This is a genomic window from Bacteroidota bacterium (assembly GCA_018816945.1).
Classification (GTDB): domain Bacteria; phylum Bacteroidota; class Bacteroidia; order Bacteroidales.
The window spans coordinates 121,159-142,738 of record JAHIVC010000010.1 but is presented as its reverse complement, the minus strand read 5'-3'; the positions used below and the strand labels follow the sequence as shown (position 1 = coordinate 142,738).

14 protein-coding genes are annotated in these 21,580 nt (G+C 35.7%); 7 read left to right on the top strand and 7 right to left on the bottom strand.

Annotation, left to right across the window (positions count from 1 at the left end; translation table 11 throughout):
* Positions 1–1,101 precede the first annotated feature (1,101 nt).
* Genes KKG99_01965 through KKG99_01955 form a run of 3 tightly spaced genes read left to right on the top strand, consistent with a single transcriptional unit; the run spans position 1,102 to position 6,737 of the window.
* On the top strand, positions 1,102–4,314 hold the full coding sequence (locus KKG99_01965) for a SusC/RagA family TonB-linked outer membrane protein (protein MBU1011747.1): 3,213 nt from the start codon (positions 1,102–1,104) through the stop codon (positions 4,312–4,314).
* A 23-nt stretch (positions 4,315–4,337) separates the two neighbouring features.
* Entirely contained in the window at positions 4,338–5,723 is a 1,386-nt protein-coding gene (locus KKG99_01960; GenBank protein MBU1011746.1) for a SusD/RagB family nutrient-binding outer membrane lipoprotein, read from the top strand.
* 36 nt (positions 5,724–5,759) lie between these two features.
* Positions 5,760–6,737, top strand: a complete 978-nt coding sequence (locus KKG99_01955; protein ID MBU1011745.1) for a DUF1735 domain-containing protein — start codon at positions 5,760–5,762, stop codon at positions 6,735–6,737.
* 862 nt (positions 6,738–7,599) lie between these two features.
* On the opposite strand, the gene KKG99_01950 is transcribed toward KKG99_01955, so the two are convergent.
* The gene (locus tag KKG99_01950) at positions 7,600–8,310 is read right to left on the bottom strand and encodes a hypothetical protein (GenBank protein ID MBU1011744.1); all 711 of its coding nucleotides are present in this window, start codon (positions 8,308–8,310) and stop codon (positions 7,600–7,602) included.
* A 664-nt stretch (positions 8,311–8,974) separates the two neighbouring features.
* Here KKG99_01950 and KKG99_01945 point away from each other — a divergent pair.
* Both KKG99_01945 and KKG99_01940 read left to right on the top strand, forming a co-directional pair.
* Positions 8,975–12,232 carry a SusC/RagA family TonB-linked outer membrane protein gene (locus tag KKG99_01945; GenBank protein ID MBU1011743.1) on the top strand — a complete coding sequence of 1,086 codons (3,258 nt, stop codon included), beginning with the start codon at positions 8,975–8,977 and terminating at the stop codon, positions 12,230–12,232.
* A gap of 31 nt (positions 12,233–12,263) precedes the next feature.
* Complete coding sequence (locus KKG99_01940) at positions 12,264–13,718, top strand: SusD/RagB family nutrient-binding outer membrane lipoprotein (protein ID MBU1011742.1); 1,455 nt, start codon at positions 12,264–12,266, stop codon at positions 13,716–13,718.
* A 487-nt stretch (positions 13,719–14,205) separates the two neighbouring features.
* Here KKG99_01940 and KKG99_01935 read toward each other — a convergent pair whose 3' ends face one another.
* The 5 genes from KKG99_01935 to KKG99_01915 form a co-directional block, all read right to left on the bottom strand.
* Positions 14,206–14,919: a hypothetical protein gene (locus KKG99_01935; protein ID MBU1011741.1), complete on the bottom strand. Its 714-nt coding sequence runs from the start codon at positions 14,917–14,919 to the stop codon at positions 14,206–14,208.
* A 133-nt stretch (positions 14,920–15,052) separates the two neighbouring features.
* Entirely contained in the window at positions 15,053–16,321 is a 1,269-nt protein-coding gene (locus tag KKG99_01930; GenBank protein ID MBU1011740.1) for a M23 family metallopeptidase, read from the bottom strand.
* 8 nt (positions 16,322–16,329) lie between these two features.
* Entirely contained in the window at positions 16,330–16,833 is a 504-nt protein-coding gene (locus tag KKG99_01925; protein ID MBU1011739.1) for a nuclear transport factor 2 family protein, read from the bottom strand.
* A gap of 63 nt (positions 16,834–16,896) precedes the next feature.
* Positions 16,897–17,478, bottom strand: a complete 582-nt coding sequence (locus KKG99_01920; GenBank protein MBU1011738.1) for an indolepyruvate oxidoreductase subunit beta — start codon at positions 17,476–17,478, stop codon at positions 16,897–16,899.
* A gap of 23 nt (positions 17,479–17,501) precedes the next feature.
* Positions 17,502–19,118, bottom strand: coding sequence for an indolepyruvate ferredoxin oxidoreductase (locus KKG99_01915; protein MBU1011737.1), 1,617 nt, complete (start codon positions 19,116–19,118; stop codon positions 17,502–17,504).
* A 146-nt stretch (positions 19,119–19,264) separates the two neighbouring features.
* On the opposite strand from KKG99_01915, the gene KKG99_01910 reads away from it, so the two are divergent.
* Positions 19,265–19,846, top strand: coding sequence for a DUF479 domain-containing protein (locus tag KKG99_01910; GenBank protein MBU1011736.1), 582 nt, complete (start codon positions 19,265–19,267; stop codon positions 19,844–19,846).
* 79 nt (positions 19,847–19,925) lie between these two features.
* Positions 19,926–21,176, top strand: coding sequence for a cyclic nucleotide-binding domain-containing protein (locus KKG99_01905; protein ID MBU1011735.1), 1,251 nt, complete (start codon positions 19,926–19,928; stop codon positions 21,174–21,176).
* On the opposite strand, the gene KKG99_01900 is transcribed toward KKG99_01905, so the two are convergent.
* Positions 21,167–21,577, bottom strand: a complete 411-nt coding sequence (locus KKG99_01900) for a secondary thiamine-phosphate synthase enzyme YjbQ (protein MBU1011734.1) — start codon at positions 21,575–21,577, stop codon at positions 21,167–21,169. The genes KKG99_01905 and KKG99_01900 overlap by 10 nt on opposite strands.
* Between the last annotated feature and the right edge of the window lie 3 nt (positions 21,578–21,580).

Sequence of the window (21,580 nt, the reverse complement as noted above, 5' to 3'; positions counted from 1 at the left end):
TCTTTTTGGAGTACTTTTAACAACTACTTTTATCTTGTTCTATTTTCGTCATTTAAAGTTCATGAACTAAAGCCTGATATATAAAAGTAAAATGGAAGACCAAATACAGATAAAAAAGCCCTTTATATTAAAGATTGTAAGTGTAGTGGCCCTGACTTATAATTTGGTATTTCTCACAATTTATCTTTTTGGGATTGTATTTAATAAATTCTTCGCTTTGGCTTTAGCAAATTACTTTCCCCGAGAGATTGGACAACATGAAATATTGATCTTCAGTATTTTTGGGGCCACCCTATATATAATATCCGTTATAGGGTTATTATATATAAGAAAACTGAAGCGAATAGGTTTAATACTATTTTGTTCATCCATCATTATCTATTTTACAACCAAGGCAATTATTTGGGATATTAGTTATGTCAACCTCATTATTAACTTGCTATTTATCAGTGTATTTACTGCCTTTATTAAACGATTCAGATAAGATCCCAGTGTCGTTAACTTTTTTTTATAGATGTTAGATTTATATTAAATCTTAAAAATCCATATTTCTTTTCATCTGTTTATAATTTGTTTTTAATTGTCAGATGCCTGTCTGTCGGCAGACAGGGAATAGCCAAGATGAATATCATCATTCCGGTTGGTGATTTTTTAATCATGGCTACTTCATGTGCTGATAATTCTGATTTCAATGGTCAAATGCCTGACTGTCGAAAAAAAAATATCCATTATTAATATTCTCGATTGGTATGAACAGCTTTTATATGGATATTTTATATCCGTGAAACAAATTTACTTTATCAATATGATTAAAATGTTAAAGATAAAATAGATATCAAAAATTATTCCTTATCAATAATGATCTACATCCTTATTTTTTAATGATCTACATCCTTATTTTTTATGGTTTATAGATTGTTTAATATCTTTTTCTTTCCTCTTTTTTCTATATTATCTTGCTATATATCATTATTTTTTATATTTTTCCTCATTATTTATACTAATGACTCTAAATCTTTAAATAGAAAAATGCAAAAAACTAGATCTAGGTCTAATATACTAACACAAAACCAAATAATTTATTAACCAAATTTTTTAATTATGAGAAAATTTACAATTTGGCTAACATGCTTGTTTTTTATAACGAGTATAGGAATAGCCAATGCGCAAACAAAAGTAATTACTGGTACTGTTACCAGTTCTGAAGATGGTTTGCCCATTCCTGGTGTAACCGTAGTGGTTCCAGGCACAACGATAGGTGTAACAACTAATCTAGATGGAAAGTATTCGATCTCTCTCAGGGATTCATACACTCATCTTCGCTTCCAGTTTGTTGGAATGATCACTCAAGATGTTGCCATCGGAACACAAACCGAAATCAATGTACTTCTTGATCCTGACATTAAATTGATGGATGAAGTAGTTGTTACGGCAATTGGTATTTCGAGAGAAAAGAAAGAGCTGGGCTATAATGTTCAGACAGTTAGCAATGACATTCTTTCCGGCAAACCAAATGCAGACATTGTAAACAGTTTGGCAGGTCGAACCTCCGGAGTTTCAATTATTAGTTCAGCTGGTGATGCGGGAGCTTCTACGTTTATTACTATTCGTGGTTATGCTTCTATTACCGGTAATAACCAGCCTTTGATGGTTGTCAACGGAATGCCGATTATTTCCGGTGGTGGATCAGGCGGAGTTGCTGGAGTATCTACCTCAAGCCGTTCTATTGACTTAAACCCCGAAGATATAGAATCCATCACGGTTCTTAAAGGAGGTGCTGCAACTGCCCTTTATGGTGTTAGGGCAGCTAACGGCGCTTTGGTAATTACTACCAAATCCGGGAAAAAACTGGGAGCTCGAAAAATCGAGTTCAATACTTCTGTTGGTTTCGATCAACTTTCGCAAGTACAAGAACGCCAAACCATGTGGTCTCAGGGTTACAATGGTGCCTGGGCTGGAGGTAACGCTATGTCTTATGGAGCTAAAATTGCTGACCTGGAATATGATGGTGATGCTACTTATAAATGGGATCCAAATGGACGCCTTGTTCCTAAAGGAACCGGTAACGGTATGCCGGCACAATATTACGACCCTTATGAATTCTTCCAAACTGGTATTTCAACTAATAATAGTTTAAGTATTAGTAATGGAAATGAACAAGGAAGTTTTTACTTCTCAATATCTAATTTAGAGCAAGACGGGATTATTCCAAACAACCATTTTGGAAGAACAACCTTACGTTTAAATGCAACTAATAAATTGAGTAGTAAAGTTACTGTTGGTGCAGATTTCGCATATACAAACTCCGTTGCATCCCAAGTTCAAAAAGGATCGAACGTTTCAGGTATCATGTTGGGTTTGGTTAGAACGGCCTCAACCTTTGATAACAGCGCAGGATATCAATTCCCTGATGGAACGCAACGGAACTATCGTAATGGTGGCGGTTATGACAATCCTTATTGGGTTGTAAATAATATTTCTTTTAACGAAAATATTAACCGTTTTACCGGTAGTGGAAACGTGAATGTTCGTTTTAACGATTTCCTTAGTTTATCATATAATGCCGGAATAGACTGGTATACCAGAAGATACGAGGATAGATTCGCAATAGGTTCAAGGGGTAATCCTACCGGTTTTATGAATTCGTATATGAACTATGCAGGTGTATTTAACTCTGATCTTTTATTGAATTTCCAGAAAGACCTTAACGAAGATTTAAACATCAAAGCTACCCTTGGTGGCAATGCGTTTTCTTCTTTTAGCAAATTTTTATATGGAGATGCCACCGTATTAGAAATCCCTGACTTTTATCAATTATCCAACTCCGCAAATAATACTGTTAGTTCAGGTATTGGTAATTACCGCACTATGGCTGTTTTTGCTGATGTAAGCTTAGCCTATAGGGATATGCTTTATTTGGGTGTTACGGGCCGTAATGATTGGTCCACAACCATGCCAGAAGCTAATGCATCTGCATTCTATCCTTCTGTTAGTTTAGGTTTTGTTTTTACAGAACTAGAATCACTTAAAGGCAATAGAATACTCTCTTTTGGTAAATTTAGAGCCTCTATAGCACGTACCGCTAACATAGCCGGTGCATACAATACTTCTAATTATTTCTTTGCTGCCGGTACAGGCGATGGTTGGACCAATGGTGTTCAATTCCCTTATATGGGAAATGCCGGTTTCACTCTGGGTTCAGGATTAGGAAACCCGGATTTGAAACACGAAACGATGGATTCTTGGGAAGTTGGTATGGATCTTCGATTATTCGATAATAGACTCGGAATCGATGCATCTTATTTCCACAATAATAATACAGATCTTCTAATGTCTGTCCCAATTGCTCCTTCATCCGGATTTACAACTGTTTATATGAATGCTGCAGAAATGGAGTCTAAAGGTATTGAGCTTAGTATCGATGCAACTGTTGTTAAAACAAAAGATCTTCAATGGAACGTATTTGCTAACTTTACTAAATTAACCAATACAGTAATTAAATTAGCTGATGGTGTTGAAAATCTGTTCTTAGGTGGATTTACTGTACCCCAAATTCGAGCCGTTGCCGGCAATGCTTATGGTAGTGTTTTTGGTAACGATTGGTACAGAGATGAAAAAGGTAATGTCTTAATCAATGATGATCCAACGGATAACTTCCGCGATGGATATCCATGGCAAGATACCCGTTCAATGGTACCTATTGGGAATACTCAACCTGATTGGACTGCAAACATAACGAATACAATTACCTATAAAAAAGTAACCTTGTCGTTTATGTGGGATATTAAGAGCGGTGGAGTGATGTACAACGGTACCGGCTTTGCTATGAACTATTTTGGTACTTCCAAAGCTACAGAAAATCGTGAAGTATATTATACTGCTCAGGGAACAATTGATTTTGATAGAACACCTTCACAAAATATCATTGTTTTCGAGGGTGTTTATGGCCATTTAGTTAACGGAAATCCTGTTGGTACCGGTGTAACCAATGTTACTCCTGTAGTATTAGATCAGGCTTGGTTTACTTCAGGTGGTGGTAGTAACTTCGCTGCCGGACCTTCAGTTGCTGCTATGGAAGATGCTAGTTGGATAAGATTAAGAGATATCACTTTGAGCTACGATCTACCGGTAAAGAAAACATTTATTAAAAATGCTCAACTTTACTTTACAGGCAAGAATTTGTTGTTATATACACCTTACACAGGTATCGATCCTGAGACAAACCTTCAGGGTGCAACAAACGGGCAAGGTATGGATTACTTTAATAACCCAGGTTCTAAGACATATCTGTTCGGCTTAAAAGTAACCTTTTAACTAACCTTAAAAACTAAATCATTATGAAAAAATATAATAATATTTTCAAAGCATTAGGATTAATATTTGTCTTTGTCCTGATTCTTTCTTCATGTTCAAAGTGGATCGACACTGATATTAATATCGATCCGGATTCCCCTGCAGATGTACCAATGAAATTGATGCTTCCTGCAATTGAGCAATCAATGGGATATAATATGACGGGAAACGATATCGTTCGTGTTTCCAATATGTGGATGCAGCAATTTGATGGCGTTGTTCGTCAATCCAATACTCAAGCTGAATACACCTATTTACCTGCTGATATTAATAATACATGGACCTCTATATACGCAGAAATTTTTATAAATTCTAAAGTGTTAATTGATAAAGCTGAAAATACAGAAGGTAAAGTATCTCCTTATTATGCCGGTATTGGCAAAGTTATCATGGCTACCACTCTTGGAATTGCCACTGATGTATTTGGTGATATGCCATACAGCGAAGCCCTAAAAGGGAATGAAAACATTTTAACACCTTCTTATGATTCACAAGAAACACTATATTCTACCATTAATTCAACACTTACTGCAGCTATTGCAGATTTAAGTGCTACTGCAAATGCTGTAGCAGTTGCTGGTGATGTGATCTATGCCGGAAATGTTGCAAAATGGAAAAAAGCGGCTTATTCAATAAAAGCACGACATGCTCTTCAATTAGGTGGTGTTAATGGAAATGCTGCCTATACTGCTGCACTAGATGCTGCTGCCAATGGATTTGCTTCCAATGCTGATGATTATCAGGTACCTTGGGAAGCAAGCAATCGCAACCCAATTTTTCAATTTATGGAGCAACGTACGGATATTCGTATGGGTGCCACTTTGGTTGATATGATGAAGCTTACTAATGATCCTCGTATTCCTTTCTATTGTGCAAAAGATGGCGCTGGTGCTTATAGTGGCAGTATTATTGGCTCCTTAAATGAAAATGCATCAAAGCCTGGCAATTATATTGCAGGAGCTACTGCTTCCTCAGTAATTATGACTTATGCTGAACTTAAATTTATTCAAGCAGAGGCCAATTTCAGGTTAGGAAATACCGCTCCGGCTCAAGCTGCTTTCGAAGCTGCAGTTGCTGCATCTGTTCTTAAAGTAACAGGTTCGGCTAATGCTAGTTGGTTAGCCGCTAACATTACCGGAGTTCCTGTAACACTTGAGCTTATTATGAAACAAAAGTATATAGCTACTTTTGGAACGAACCAAGCTTATGCAGATTACAGAAGAACAGGATTACCTGCAATTACACCCCATCCCAGAGGTGTTCTTCCAGCAGTCCCAACACGTTTCCCATATGCTCAGAGTGAAATTAATTACAACAGTGCAAATGTTCCTTCTGTGCAGATTAGTGACAAACTTTGGTGGGATAGATAAGAGGTTTCGTTAAATAAAAATTAAAACAAAAAAATTATGAAAAATATATTTAAAATAATGTTTGTTTTTATCGTTGTCGGAGCTCTTTTTGTTGCGTGCGATAAAATAACATACTTTGATGCAAACACCAATGCCCCTGATGCAAATGCAACTTATTACCTGCAGTTTATAAATGCTTCTAAAACATTTGAAACTGGAGTTACCGAGGCAGGGGGATTAGTAGAAGTTACAAGCTCGATTGCAGTCGTCTTGATGGGGACTCCCCAAGCACAGGATATTACAGTTAATCTTGTTTTGGACCCATCTAGTACTTTTACTTCCAGTATGTATACACTTTCAGCGAATAGCATTACTATTCCGGCTGGTAAAACTTCGGGTGCAGTTACTTTTTCAACAGTTGCTGCAAACATGCCTGTTGGCCAAACCATAAAATTTGTAATGAATATGGATGCTGGTGAGCATAATAATCCGAACACTAAAGCGATTCAACTAACTTATAAAATTAAACGAATTGAATTTTGTCCTCTTGCAAATGGAGTTGCTGATTTAGTAGGTTCTTGGTCTGGAACTGACGGACAAGGTGATTATACCTACTCAAGTCAGATTAAAACTGCCGTTAATGGAACGAAGTTAGCCGTTTCCGGTATGAGTGTTGGTTTTATGAATAATTTTTGGGGTGAAGCGGTTATTGCCGGTGGAACTTTTGATATGACGGTCACAGGAAATGGCTTGGTTGATATTCCACGACAATATATTTACACAACCACCTATGCCGGTGCTCCTTATGACTATGAAATAAAAGGTAGCGGTAAATGGACTAATTGTGGTGCTAATCCTACTTTATTGATCAATTATGATATTTACTATCCTGGTGATGTAAAAGGTTTGGCTGCAACCTATGCTTCTTATCTTGGAGGTGTTGCATATTTAACAGCTAATATCACGTTATCTGGAAGCACAAAATCTGCTGTAATTAAAGGTACAACACCTTTAAGAAAAGTAGTTAAAAGATAAAAATATCATCATAAAATAGAATTTTATTTAATTCTTTAAAAAGGGGAATCTCAAATTTTGAGATTCCCCTTTAACATTTCAATAAATTTTTTCTTAATAAAATTACAATCAAAATATGCTGTTTGATATTGTTTTAGACAGGCGGTTGAAATATTATTGAATTCTTTTGATCAAATTAATGACTGTCAACATCAGCTTTGAGATCTATGACAATTACACCGACGTCATCCAAAGGGCGGTTCTGCCGTGCTTACAAATCAGTTCGCCTACTAGTTTTTTTTCAATACTGCGTTTCTGGAGTTGGCTCAAAAAATCATTGAGTTCTTCTCCAGTTTTGAACTGATTGAGGAAATCCTCATTTAATGAACTACCTCGCAGCAAGCTGACGAGGTATCAATTTGGAAATTCTTTTTATTGACGATGCAAGCATCGGAGTACCTGCCTGCGCAGGCAGGCGTTCATCTTACAGATTTCAATGCACTAAGTTTTTGAAATCTGAGTTTCACGAATATATCTTCCTTTTTCATACTGTGTAAATTTTAAAAATAAAGAAAATTCTTAAAGTTGACTATCTCCGTGGCAGAGCCAAGGGGTACTTGCCTGCGGCAGGCAGGTTTCGCCAACTTTATTTCAGCAAAAAGCTGAAAACCGAATTTTCATTATTTCACCCCTCTGTCAGTCTTTCGACTGACATCCCTGCCTGACGGCGAGGCAGGTCCCCTGATATTCAGGGGAGAGTAATAGGAAACCTCGCGGCAAGCCACGAGGAACTGTTTGATTAAACAAAAAACGGGGGTTGCAACCCCCGATATTTTCTACTTACACACCTTATGAGATAGTCCTAATTTCGGCAATATTCCTATCACAAACTATTATAATATTCAATCACTCTAACTATATCCTCTTCCTTTTTAAACTTAATCTTATTTTCTTTAATAAAGGCTTTTACTTCAGGTTTGTGATCTTTTAAATTGTTTAAGAGACTTTTGGTTGAAGTAATCAAAAATGCTTTCCCATCAGCTGTTTTTCCAACAAAACTCATTTTATCAATGTAATAATACTCTTTTGTCCCACTACCCCCTTGATAGTTTTGTGCAAAACTGTCATAAGATAAATCCTTCCGTCGTTTAATATAAAAAGATAGCTTTCCGTCCACTCTTAATTGAAAATAACCATTAAAAATTCTTTCTGCATCTTCTCTTAGCTTTGGGTCAAAAATAAACACCTTATCATCAAAATAAACATATTTTACAGCATACGGACGATTCAAAGTAAGCGTATCATTATTTCTAAGAATTTCAAATAAATCTTTTGAAATATTGTAACGTAAAAGTACTTCTTCGGATTTGCTGCCATCATAAAGTTCTAAAACTCCACTTGTAAAATTCTCATGTAAAAATGGAATGCCATTTATTGGGATCTTGCTTTTCGCAGTATAGTTATGAGTAGTAACTCCATCAATAATATCTGTGGCTTCAGTACGCATACCTCGGGGGACTTCAACTTTAACGCTTTGAGCAAAACTTAAACTGCCTAAAATCAGAAAACAGAGAAATAGAACTTCTTTTTTCATTGTATAATAACTTGGTTAATGTGATAATGTGTAAATATAATGAAATTTTTTAAAAAGTTTAAATAAGATTAATGATGAATAATCTATATTTCATGATCTAAGCGTTTTATTAGAAATTGCTTTTGTTTTACAAATTGATAAAAAGAAAGTAGTTCTAATAATTATATTCCTTTTATTATAGCAGGAAGTTGATCCCCTTCTTTAGGTTATAATTCGGGAACCATTTCCTTCAACATATGCTGTTGTTAATTGTATTGAATTTATGTTTGTCAGCTTTTTTAGTCATTTTTGTAAACATCTGAAAATCTTCTTTTTTTTGATAATCTCTTACCAACTCGATAAATCGATCACTAACTAAAATAATCAATAAACTATTAATTAATTATTAATCACTTAAAAAATACATCAAATCATTATTTGAATGGTGTTAAATACTTTTATTCAGTTATTTACAAGGTTCCAAATACCGAATACCTCCATTTATAATTAAACTAAATAGTTACAATTAGTTATTTTTTTTGTTAATTTTTTGTTAATTACTAGCTAATTTCCTACTTTGCACCCTCAAATACTACTATATGTAAGTAAAATCGTTGGATGTGAAAACTTATCATGTAGCAAACAATTTATGAACCAAATTATTTATTAACCAAATTTTTTAATTATGAGAAAATTTACAATTTGGCTAACATGCTTGTTTTTTCTTATGAGCATAGGAGTGGCTAATGCGCAAACAAAAGTAATTACTGGTACTGTTACCAGTGCTGAAGATGGTTTGCCAATTCCAGGAGTAACTGTTATTGTACCTGGTACTACAATTGGTATAACAACTGATCTCGATGGTAAGTATACTCTAACTTTAAATGCAGAGTACACTACTTTACGATTCCAATTTGTTGGAATGCTCACGAAAGATGTTGCAATTGGAACATCAACCGTAGTAAACGTTGTTATGGATCCAGACGTCAAACTTATGGATGAAGTAGTTGTTACTGCTCTCGGTATTTCTCGGGAGAAGAAAACACTTGGATATTCTATTGATGAAGTTAGTGGCGACGATTTAATGCACACAAGGCCAACAAACGTAATTTCCGCATTATCCGGAAAAATGGCCGGTGTTCAAATTGTTACTGCTTCGGGAGCCGTAGGTGCTTCTGCTCGTGTAAATATCCGTGGTAACAGTTCAATGCGAACTGACAACCAGCCTTTATTCGTAGTTGATGGAACTCCAATGAACAACTCTTCAACAGGTGTTGGTTCTGGTTCTGCCGACTATGGTAACGGTGCAATGGATATTGACCCTAATAACGTTGAGTCAATGACTGTATTAAAAGGTGCTGCTGCTGCAGCTATTTATGGTAGTCGTGCTTTAAATGGAGTAATTATTATTACAACAAAAAAAGGTGCTCTTTCTAAAAAAGGTATTGGGATTCAATACACTTACGATATTGGGATAGACCGATTATCTATATTACCTGACTATCAGAACAAATATGGACAAGCTACAGGCGGAGATGAATATACATTCAAACAGTTTCAATTAGCTCATCCCGGTGTTTATTCATCTTATCAGGAATATGCTGAGAACGAATCATTTAATTATTATGATGGTAATTGGGGTGGAGTAAATGACGCTTGGGACGAAAGTTGGGGCCCTCGACTTGATATCGGGTTAAAATTCAACCAATTTAACTCTCCTTATACTTTAGATGCAAATGGTAAGCCTGTTTACACTCCAACACCCTGGATTTCTCATCCTGATAATGTTAAGGATTTCTTCGAAACAGGTTTCAATCAATCTCACAATATAACGATCACTACAGGATCTGATAAATCAGTTTCACGATTTTCTTATACTAATAATGATGTAACCGGTATCATTCCTAATACAGATCAAAAAAAGAATACTTTTACCGTAAGCACATCCATGAAGGTAACCAGTAAATTCAGCGTAAATGCTTCAGCTAGTTATATTAAAACCGTAAGTGATAACCTTCCGGCTCAAGGTTATAGTGCTGGCAATATACTTCAGTCATTAGGTAGTTGGTTTGGCCGTCAGGTTGATATTCAACCATTGAAAGAAAACTGGGACAAACTCGATGCTTTTGGTAAACCTTATGCCTGGGGATATTACTATCATAACAATCCTTATTGGACCGTTTATAAAAACACAAATTCACGTGACAAAGACAGATTATTCGGTAACGTGGATTTCAAATATGACATCACGGATTGGATGAATGTTGCTTTAAGAGTTGGGACAGATTATTCAACTGATTTCCGAAAATCGGTTATTTACAACCAATCGAACCAAAACAAGAAGAATGGTGGAAATTTCAGTCAAACAACAAGAATTGATCTTTCAAAAAATGCTGATTTAACCTTAAACATTGATAAAGAGCTTTCAAAAGATATCAGAATCACCGGTCTTATTGGAGCTAATTATCGAAGTGAATATTACAATTACCAATTAATTAGTGCTTCAGAACTTACTGTTCCTAACTTTTTCGATATTAGCAACGTAAAAGGAACTCCTACTGCTGATATGTATTTATCGAACAAAGAAACAAACAGTATCTATGCTCAGGCAGATGCTTCTTACAAAGACTTTTTATTCTTTGGAGCTACTTTCCGTAATGACTGGAGTTCTACACTTCCAACAGCGAATAATAGTTATTCATACTATTCAGGAAATGTTGGTTTGATCTTTACTGATTTAGTAAAAGTTGATCCTACTATTCTTTCCTTTGGAAAAGTTCGTGCCAGTTATGCCGAAGTTGGAGGTGATGCCGATCCTTATACTTTGGCTGGTTATTATTCAGCTACTAGTAGTGCCTGGGCCGGAACAACCCGTTATGGTTTTATGCGATCATTGGCAAATGCCGACTTAAAGCCTGAAAGGAAAAAAGCTATCGAAGCAGGTTTGGAACTTAAGTTTTTCCAAAACAGATTAGGACTTGATCTTACTTACTATAAAGAAAACACCTCTGATCAAATCATGGCCATTGAAGTTTCAAGAGCAACCGGTTTTAGTACTAAATGGATCAATGCAGGTGAACTTCAAAACAAAGGTATTGAGTTGGCTTTATACGGTGATATCGTAAAATCAAAAGGTGATGGTTTTAACTGGACCATGCAGGTTAAATATGCAAAAAATGACAATACTGTAATTTCACTTTACGAAGATTTACAAAAATACCAACTTAGCTCTTCATGGTCAATGACCGTGCAAGCTATTCCCGGTGGAACCTATGGTGAAATGGTAGGTGCAAAATTCTTAAGGGATGACAATGGTGCTATTATTGTTGATGATGATGGATTCCCTGAAAGAACCGGAACAGATCAGGTTATAGGAAATATTTCTGCCGACTTTAACTGGGGTGTTTCAAATATGTTCAGTTATAAAGGAGTGAATTTATATATGTTAATTGATGGTCGTAAAGGTGGTGATATATTCTCTGTTACAAAAATGTTTGGTGTTTATTCAGGCGTTCTCGCCGAAACAGCACAAGGAACTATTCGTGAGGATGGAGTTATTGCCGGTCAAAATGTGATGACTGATGAGAAATTTGTAAAAGCAGATGGAAGTGTAAATGATATCAGGCTTTCTGCAAATGATTTTTATGCGAACATGTACAAATTACATGAATTCAGTGTTATTGATGGTTCTTTTATTAAGTTACGTGAGATATCATTAGGTTATGATTTACCTGTTAAATTTGTTAACAAAATTCCTGGTATTCAAAAAATCAGCCTTTCTGCTTATGCTCGAAACGTAGCCTTATTATGGGTACATAAATCCAACAATTGTGTAATTGATCCGGAAACAGGATTTGGAGTAGGTACATCTGGTATAGGTCAGGAGTCAAATCAATTACCGACTTCACGTACAATCGGGTTTAAAATTGTAGCAACTTTTTAATTTTTGACCACTAACATTTAAAATTCAAATTATGAAAAGAAAATATTTTAACATAACATTGGTGCTAACTGCGTTGATTTTTATCTCATCTTGCACCAAGGATTGGGAGGAAATGAACACTGACCCCAATAACCCTACTGATGGTCCGATGACCAACTTATTGGCTAATGCCATTGCAACTACAGGATTAGCTTTCTACGATTCGTGGAACCAAATGAATAGTAGTTTAAGCTATGCAGGACATGTAACAAAAATTGCTTATATAGACGAAGCCAGATACAATTTCCGTCCCGGTATACTTGAAGGTGATTTTAGTAATTATTATCGTATTCAGATAGACTTACAAAAAGTAATAGGCAAAGCTCAAGCAACTGAAAATAAGTATGCTGAAGCTGCGGCACTAACATTATCGGTTTATAACTGGCAACAGGCTGTTGATAAATGGGGTGACATTCCCTATTCTGAAGCGATTACAGCTGAAACAGAAGCTAACCTAACACCAGCTTATGACGATGCTGCTGCTATTTATGCTGATTTGTTTACTAAAATTGAGAAGGCTAATACTTTATTTAATTCACCTCCTTCTGCTCTTAATGTATTAGGTGCCGGTGATTTTCTATATGGTAACAATGCTAAGAAATGGCAAAAATTTTGTAATGCACTTCATTTACGATTAGCAATCAGAACCCAGAATCTTGCTGAATTAAATAAGGTTCTGGCTGCCCCGGCAACTTACCCTCTATTTGCAAATAATGCTGAAGAGGCTAAACTTAAGTGGCCAGGTGTTGCTCCTTACAAAGAGCCATGGGCAAGTGATAACGACACTCGTGATGATCATGGTATGGCTAAGACCTTTATTGATATGATGTTAGCATTAGCTGATCCTAGACTTCCTGTTTATGCAAGGACGAATACTTCAGGTAACTATAGAGGAGCTCCGGAAGGTGCACCAAACAATGCATTCAACGTAAATGACATTTCCAGAATCGGAACAAAATATCGTAACGATTATGCAGGTTATTCATATTTCCTACGTTTTTCTGAACAAGAGTTTATCAAAGCAGAAGCTTACTTATTAGCTGGAAATGCAAGTGCTGCAAAAACAGCTTATGAGGCAGGAGTAGCAGCTAGTTTTGAAGAAACCGGGATGACAGCTTCTTTAGCAGCTTATATGACTAAAGCAGAAGTTGCTTGGGATAACAATACGGTTTATAACAATAAAACCAAAATCTGGTTACAAAAATGGATTGCCTTATTCAAACAAGGTCAAGAATTATGGGCCGAAAACCGCAGAACAGATTTTCCTGTAATGCCTGCAGCTATTGGTTCAGTATTCCCAGGTCATAACCGACAACCATTCCGGGAGCCTTATCCAAATAATGAATTTACCTTAAATGGTGCCAGCATTGCACCGGCAGCTGCTGGTATTGTTGACTACTATTGGGGAAAACAATTATTCTGGGATAAACGTACCGGTGTAAACTAAAACTGTAAGTTTATATTATAAAGAAAAGCTCAAGGCGAATTGCCTTGAGCTTTTCTTTTTGCTGGTATTTACCAAATAATACAGTCTTAAATATCAGGTTGATATCATATTTTAATAGATAGGCAAAAACGAACCGGTATTATCATATCTTCAATTATCCACATAGGGATACCCTGAGGATATGCGTAGAATGTTCATTTGTGGGCGACCTTCCATCCCGGACGGGACTGAAAACACGGATTAACGGTTCAATTTGCTACCCAAATTCAATCCCTGACGGGATTTTATTGTGGATATGCACCATAACAGGACCTAAATTATCCCGTGACACCAATTTTTAAACACCATCTCAGTAAAATCAGATCTTCCAGGGGCATTTTTTGAAAGTTCTTATATGAACGACTATAGTTTACCCAATTACCTCCAATAGGATTAAAAAAATGCAGATAGGAATGTATATAATCTCAAAAACTAAATAATAATTACATTAATTAATCAAATCAGATTTATTTAACAGCTTGACAAACTTAAGCAAATCACCTTCCTTATGTAAATCTATCTTCTCCCTTTTGATAAGCTCTTTAATTGCACTATTCTGAGATTTAAAAATAAGATCAATGTCTTTCTTATTTTTAATTTGTTGAGGCTCGTTATATCCAATTTGAAGATAATAAGTATCACTCCCTCTGTTAAATTTAGGAGGCCTTGCCTGATTTATCCCATTTGACACATTAGCTTGCCGGAATTTAACATTATAACACAGTAATAATTTTACTTTATCATCATTGAGCAACTGATAATATCCATATTTATTATCTTTTTTTAAATAAATGAAAACAGCATCTTCAATGCTAATTTGCAACATTGATGCCGGATCTGAAATTGTGAGGTATTTCTCTTCATTCACCTGAAATTCAAATTCATCATTATAAATATTATACCGCAATGGAACGTTTTGGTATTGTATACTGTCACGGGTAATTACACTGCCCTTAATAAATGTTTTATCAAGATATGGGGATCCCTCAATATCACTCACGTTTAAAATTGAACGTTGTAATCCCATTTTTTCCTGATTAATTAAAAAATTACCATAAGATTGATGATTGAACATGTCCTGACCGAAAATAGTCCCTGCAATCAGTATAAGTGAGATACTCAACATAATTTGAACAGCTATTTTTTCAATACCTTTTTTCATAATAACACAAATAAATAGGTTAATAATAATCTAGCAAGTTAGCATATGTAAAATTAAGGAAAATAATGATAGAGCTATGCCAATTTGCTCCTTATTCTACTACAATTTGGAAATACTTGAAAGGGTATTAATATTATTTAACATTTGGGTATTCCAATTCGGCTTGATCGTGATCCTTTAATAGCAATTCCATGTAATTATTTACCAATTGCTTAAAACTTTCAAGATTAAGAGGATCTACAGGATTAACCGGAGGTGATTCCACTTTAAGAGGATCGATGGCATTTCCGTTTCGATAAAAGCGAAAATCAAGGTGTGGGCCACTTGATAAACCGGTCGATCCGACATAGGCAACAAGTTCACCCTGTCTGACCTTTTTACCTACTCTAATCCCTTTAGCATATCCTGAAAGATGAAGGTAAGCAGTAGAATATGTACCATTATGTTTGATTTTTAACTGATTGCCACCTTCTCGGGTCCTTTTCATCTCCACAATTACTCCATCCCCAATTGAATGAACCGGTGTTCCTGTTGGAGCTGCATAATCCACACCATGATGCGCTCTTCTTATTTTTAAAATGGGATGCAAACGACTATTGGAAAATTTTGAACTGATTCGTTTAAATTTTAATGGAGCCTTCAGGAATGCCCTTCTTAAACTCCCGCCATTTTCATCAAAATAATCACCTATACTATCTTGGATAAAATAAAATGCATAATGATAACTTTTCATATGATTGAATAATGAAGCATGCACATTGCCTAGACCAATTTTTTTATTATCCACATAAAGTTCTTCAAAAATTACTCTATAATAATCTCCCTTTTGAATACCAAAAAAATCAATGGTCCATGCATAAATTTCTGAAAGTTCGTTAGCCAAATTTGGATCGCCATTATTTTCAACCAGTGAATTCCAAAGTGAAGATGTAATTTTGCCTTCAATTTCACTCATACGTATTTGTACTTCTTTTTCACCAGCATGGACATGAACAGTGTCTCTCAAATCAAATACAATATAAGAGGTTGGGCTATCTTCATAAATAAAATACTGAACACTTTGTTTTGAATCGGTGCTTATAAAAACTGAATAATGATGACCTGCACGAATTCGACGAACATCAAAAACAGGCCTTGCCATTTTTACGGCCAAATCAATTTTTGAATAATCAACATTATATGAAAGGAGTATGTCTGCCAGAAATTCATTTCTTTTAATCTGATCTTTTACTACTTCAAATGAGTCGATGACGATGCCATATTTTATAGTAGGTTCAAAAACTATTGGAATTTCTTCATATTGCAACCCAGATTCTTTATTTCTCTGCCAAAAGTGAACACTAATTATGATGGTTAATCCTGCAATGATTAATATGACAACCTCTTTAAGTCTTTTATTCATTAAGCTAACTATTTAGTCTGTTTAGTTTTATACTGATTAACCAGTTGGATAAAATCCCGCACGATATCGTTCGGAACAGTAACCGATAATTGATAATGTTTAATTTTCCAACCATCTTTGGTTTTTATAAGCACGCCCGACGAACGACAAACCCCCATCCAGGTATCCAGTTTTTCATCAATCCAGGCAATATTTTTTTTCTTATTAAAGTAAACCCCTCTATCAAAAGGCTTAAAATCCCATGCCGAACCACGATCAAAATAGGGCTTACAAAAAGCTTTAAATTCTTTTATGGTCCATTTCTCCGATTCATCTGTTCCAATATAATACCCATCACCATCCATGCATGCAAAGAACGCCTCAAAATCAGCATTAGCAGCAGCTTTATGCCACTGATCCATGACATTATTAATGACATTGATCCGTGTCAGGTCTTTATTTTGGGGCTTAATGTCCTGTGCCATTGCGGCACTTGAAAATACTACAATAAATAAAATGAGATAAATACGCATAGCAATCTTATTTAGCAGAAAAAAAGCTAAAGTACAATTTTTGAACAAATGCTGCGACCTCAATTATTTATTAATCATAGAAAAATTTAAACCTGCCCTAAATGCTTTTAAATTGAGCTGCACCACTTCCTCTCCTTTGCCACCGAAAATAGTGCGGATGGCTTTTTCGAGCGTACTTATTTCAATATCCAGAAAGGGAGCGCTGGCGCCTAAAATTACCATATTTGCCGAACGTTCAGAACCAATTTCTTTTGCAATTTCGTCAGCATTTATGGCAATATGATTCGGTATTGATTTAATTTTTTCGATGATTTGCTCCAGATTAGGGTAATTTGGAATATTTATAAAGGGTTGTGTATTTGCAATGATCCAACCATCTTTTGATAGCATAGGCAGATATCTCAACGATTCCATGGGTTCGATAGAAATAATCAAATCTGCTTTGCCTTGCGGAATCAGATCAGAAGCAATAGGGTTTGAAGATAATCGAAGGTGCGATTGTACATCCCCTCCCCTTTGGCTCATTCCGTGAACTTCCGCCTGTTTTAATTGTAGATTTAAATCTATGGCTGCTGTTCCGATGGTTGCGGCAATAGATAGTATTCCTTGTCCTCCAACACCTGCAAGTATGATATCCTTTTTCATCATTATATTATTGTTGTTCTAATTTATACTTCCAAATTTTTTGCATTATGTTTTTGCCGCATTCTTTTATTAAGGGTTTGTATGCACTCCCTGCGTGGGATGATCACCGAAACACCTTTATACTCTAACTCTTCAGCTATTACTTTAACATTTTCTTCGTGTTGTTTTGGCAATGGTTTAAGTACCCGGATATGATCTTTTTCAACACCCAGAGCTATGCAAATTGCCTCAATTTTTCCCAGTGCAGATGATTTTTGCCCACCGGTCATTCCGGTAGTCGAGTTATCCAGAATTAAAACAGTAATAGGAGAATTATTATTGACTGCATCAAGCAAACCTGTCATTCCCGAATGAGTAAAAGTAGAATCGCCAATTGCGGCAACCGCAGGAATCAAACCCGCATCGGCAGCTCCCATTGCCATTGTAATTGAGGCTCCCATATCAACACATGAGTTGATAGATTCGAGAGGCTTGAGCGCACTCAAAGTATAACAACCGATATCCGAAAAAACCCGTCCTTTTGAGTATTTTAAAAGTGCTTCATTTATTGCCAGAAAAGCATCATTATGACCGCAACCTTTGCAAAGTGAGGGTGGTCTCCCGGCTACAAAGTCAGGAATATTTTCACCTTTGGTATCTTCCTTACCTAAACCAACAGCAACAATATTAGGGTTTAATTCTCCATCGCGTGGAATGGTCCCGTCTAATCTTCCTTTAATTTTTTTACCCTTATTAAGTATTCCTTTAATAGCCTGTTCAACCAATGGATAACCATCTTCCAGAATTAATAATTCATCGCAGGCATCGTACAATTTTTCAACCAATTCCTCAGGAATAGGATATTGTCCTATTTTTAGGATCGGATGAGGAACGTCAATTCCCTGAAAATTTTCCATCAAATAATTATAGGCAATTCCACAGGTAATAATTCCCAGTTTTTTATCCGCTCCATCAATATACGTATTAAAACCTGAATTTCTTGCTTCTGCTTTTAAATCTACTTGTTTGGCCAATAATTCTTTATATTGTTTTCGGGCTATTGCAGGCAATAGGATGAACTGCTTTAAATTATCAGGCAGTTTAATTTGATTTTGCTTCCTGCTTTGAGTTCGGATGACTCCTGCCCGGGAATGAGCCAAACGTGTAGTAATTCTGAATAGTACCGGAATTCTCATTTTTTCAGATAATTCAAACCCATACTTTACCATATCATAAGCTTCCTGTTGATTTGATGGCTCTAATATTGGTATAAATGCAAAATCACCATAGAAACGTGAATCTTGTTCGTTTTGCGAAGAATGCATGGATGGATCGTCGGCCGAAACAATGATTAATCCCCCATTTGAGCCTGTGATAGCAGAATTTATAAAAGAATCGGCTGCCACATTTAATCCAACATGCTTCATGCAAACCATGGCCCGTTTTCCGGCATACGACATGCCCAAAGCTGATTCCATAGCTGTTTTTTCATTGGCCGACCAATTTGATCGAATTCCCTTTTCTTTAGCCTCTTTCGATTTTTGCACAAACTCCGTGATCTCTGTTGAAGGTGTCCCCGGATATGCATAAATCCCTGAAATACCTGCATCAATAGCTCCTTGAGCAATGGCCTCATCTCCCAATAATAATAACTTTTGCATAAATTCTTATTTAATTTCTATATCTGAATAATGAAATCTTCAATGCAAAATTAATCTTTTTTTTCCGAAGGCAAGCTTTATAGAGGTAGCATAAATTCATTCTAAAATATGCACAATATTTGTACTTTAGCATTGTTTTAACTATCATGAACTTTTTGGCCCATCTATATCTTTCGCCACAAAAAGAGGAAATTATACTCGGCAACTTTATTGCAGATGCAGTAAAAGGAAAGATATTTTATTCCTATTCGGAAGGCGTACAAAAAGGGATTTTATTTCATCGTGAGATTGATCGGTTTACCGACCAACATCCCATATTTAAAACTAGTTGTGAGCGTCTTTATCCAAAATATTTCAGATATTCAGGCGTTATTGTAGATATTTATTACGATCACTTTTTAGCTAAATTCTGGAATGAGTATCATGATCAGGATTTAAAGGAATTTGTTGCAAGGGCCTATCATTTACTGATTCATAATTTTAAGTTATTGCCTCCTCGTTCGAAACGATTGTTGCCTTTTATGATTGCTCAAAACTGGTTGGTAAACTATTCAAACTTTAAAGATTTGAATCGGGTATTTGGCGGAATGTCGCGACGAACTAATAATCATTCCAGGATGGATGAGGCAGTAGATGAACTTAAGGCACATTATTTGGATTTTGAAAGAGAATTCAGGGCATTTTTCCCTGAAATTATTAAGTTCACAAAAACTTCAGGGTTTTATTAAGGGTTTTATAAACAATCTTTGGTTTATATTTGCATGAATAACTCAAGCTCCTTAATTTTATCCGTCAATTTTGCACCAAATGACCAAATCAAAAAAGGATCAAGTTTTAGAGGATCGTATCAATATCCTTAAAAATACCCACATTTTTTCAGATACGGGAGCAGATGTACTCAATGAAATTGCGAGTGCCCTGGTCGAAAAACATGCCCGACAGGAAAAGGTTATCATCCATAAAGGGGATATGGGTAATTCAATGTACATCATTGTTAATGGTAAAGTCCGAGTTCACGACGGCAATCATGTACTCACAAAACTTGGCCCTGGCAGTGTTTTTGGAGAATATTCATTAATTGATGAAGAAACCCGTTCTGCTTCTGTAACTGCCGAAGAACCAAGCGATTTACTAATGCTTTCGCAGGATGATTTTTTTAAAATCATTTTTGAAAAGAAAGAAATCATTAAGGGTGTTCTGAAAGTGCTGGTAAACAGAATGCGCAGCATGAATATGCTTGAAGAAAAGCTTTCAAAAAGTTATCTGAAAATTCAAAAACAAAAAGATGAGATCGAGCTTCAGCATCAAAGCATTTCTAAGCAGAAAGATTTATTGGAGGAACAGAATTATGATCTCTTAAATTTAAATGAAGAAAAGAACCACTTATTAAGCGTGGTAGTGCATGGCATTAAAAATCCATTGACTAGTAGTTTATGCTTGATCGACCTCATTAAGGAAGAAGAGAAGATAAGCGAATTACAACAGGAATACACCACCATCGTTGAAAACTCATTGAACCGCATTAACAAAATGATCAATGAATTACTAAATATTAATCGTATTGAATCTAAAACATACAGTCTAAAGACAGAAACGATCGAAATTTCAGGTTTGGTCAAAGAAGTTTTAATCAATTTCAATTTGGTCACCACCCGAAAAAACCTCCAGATCAATTTAAATCTTTGCCGATGCCATGCAAAGTTGAATGAGGTTTACATGCATCAAATTGTTGATAATTTACTTTCAAATGCTTTTAGGTTTGCCCCAATTTCAAGTGGGATTGACATTAATTTGCTTATAAAAGACAAAGTTATTCATCTTGAAATTATTGATGAGGGGCCCGGGGTTCCCAAAGAAAATCCTAATTCAATTTTTGAAATTTATCAGCGTCAAAATGAAACACAAAAAGTGGATTCAAATGTTGGTCTTGGGTTGGCCATCGTTAAAAAATATGTATGTGCACTTAAAGGAAAGGTATGGTGCGAGAATGTTAAAAACAGAGGCGCAATGTTTGTTGTTGAGTTCCCATTGATGAATCCGGATTTTGATCAAAAATAGATAGTCGCGATCATTTTTCGTGAACCACCATTATTCCTGAATTCACACAAATAAATTCCCTGCCAGGTTCCAAGGTTTAATTTATGATTACTTATCGGTATATTAACAGAACTTCCCATCAGGGATGCCTTAATATGGGCAGGCATATCGTCGCTTCCTTCCATATTATGCCTGTAATCAAATGAATTTTCCGGAACAAGTTTATTCAGAATGGTTTCAAAATCGATCCTCACCGAGGAGTCTGCATTCTCATTAATTGTAAGCGCTGCTGATGTATGTTTGATGAATAAATTTAGAATGCCCTGTTGAGGAAGTTCCTGCAGAATTTCCTCAACAGCATCTGTTATCAAATGATAACCCCTGCGAAATGCAGGCAATGAAAACTCAATTTGTTTGATCAAAAA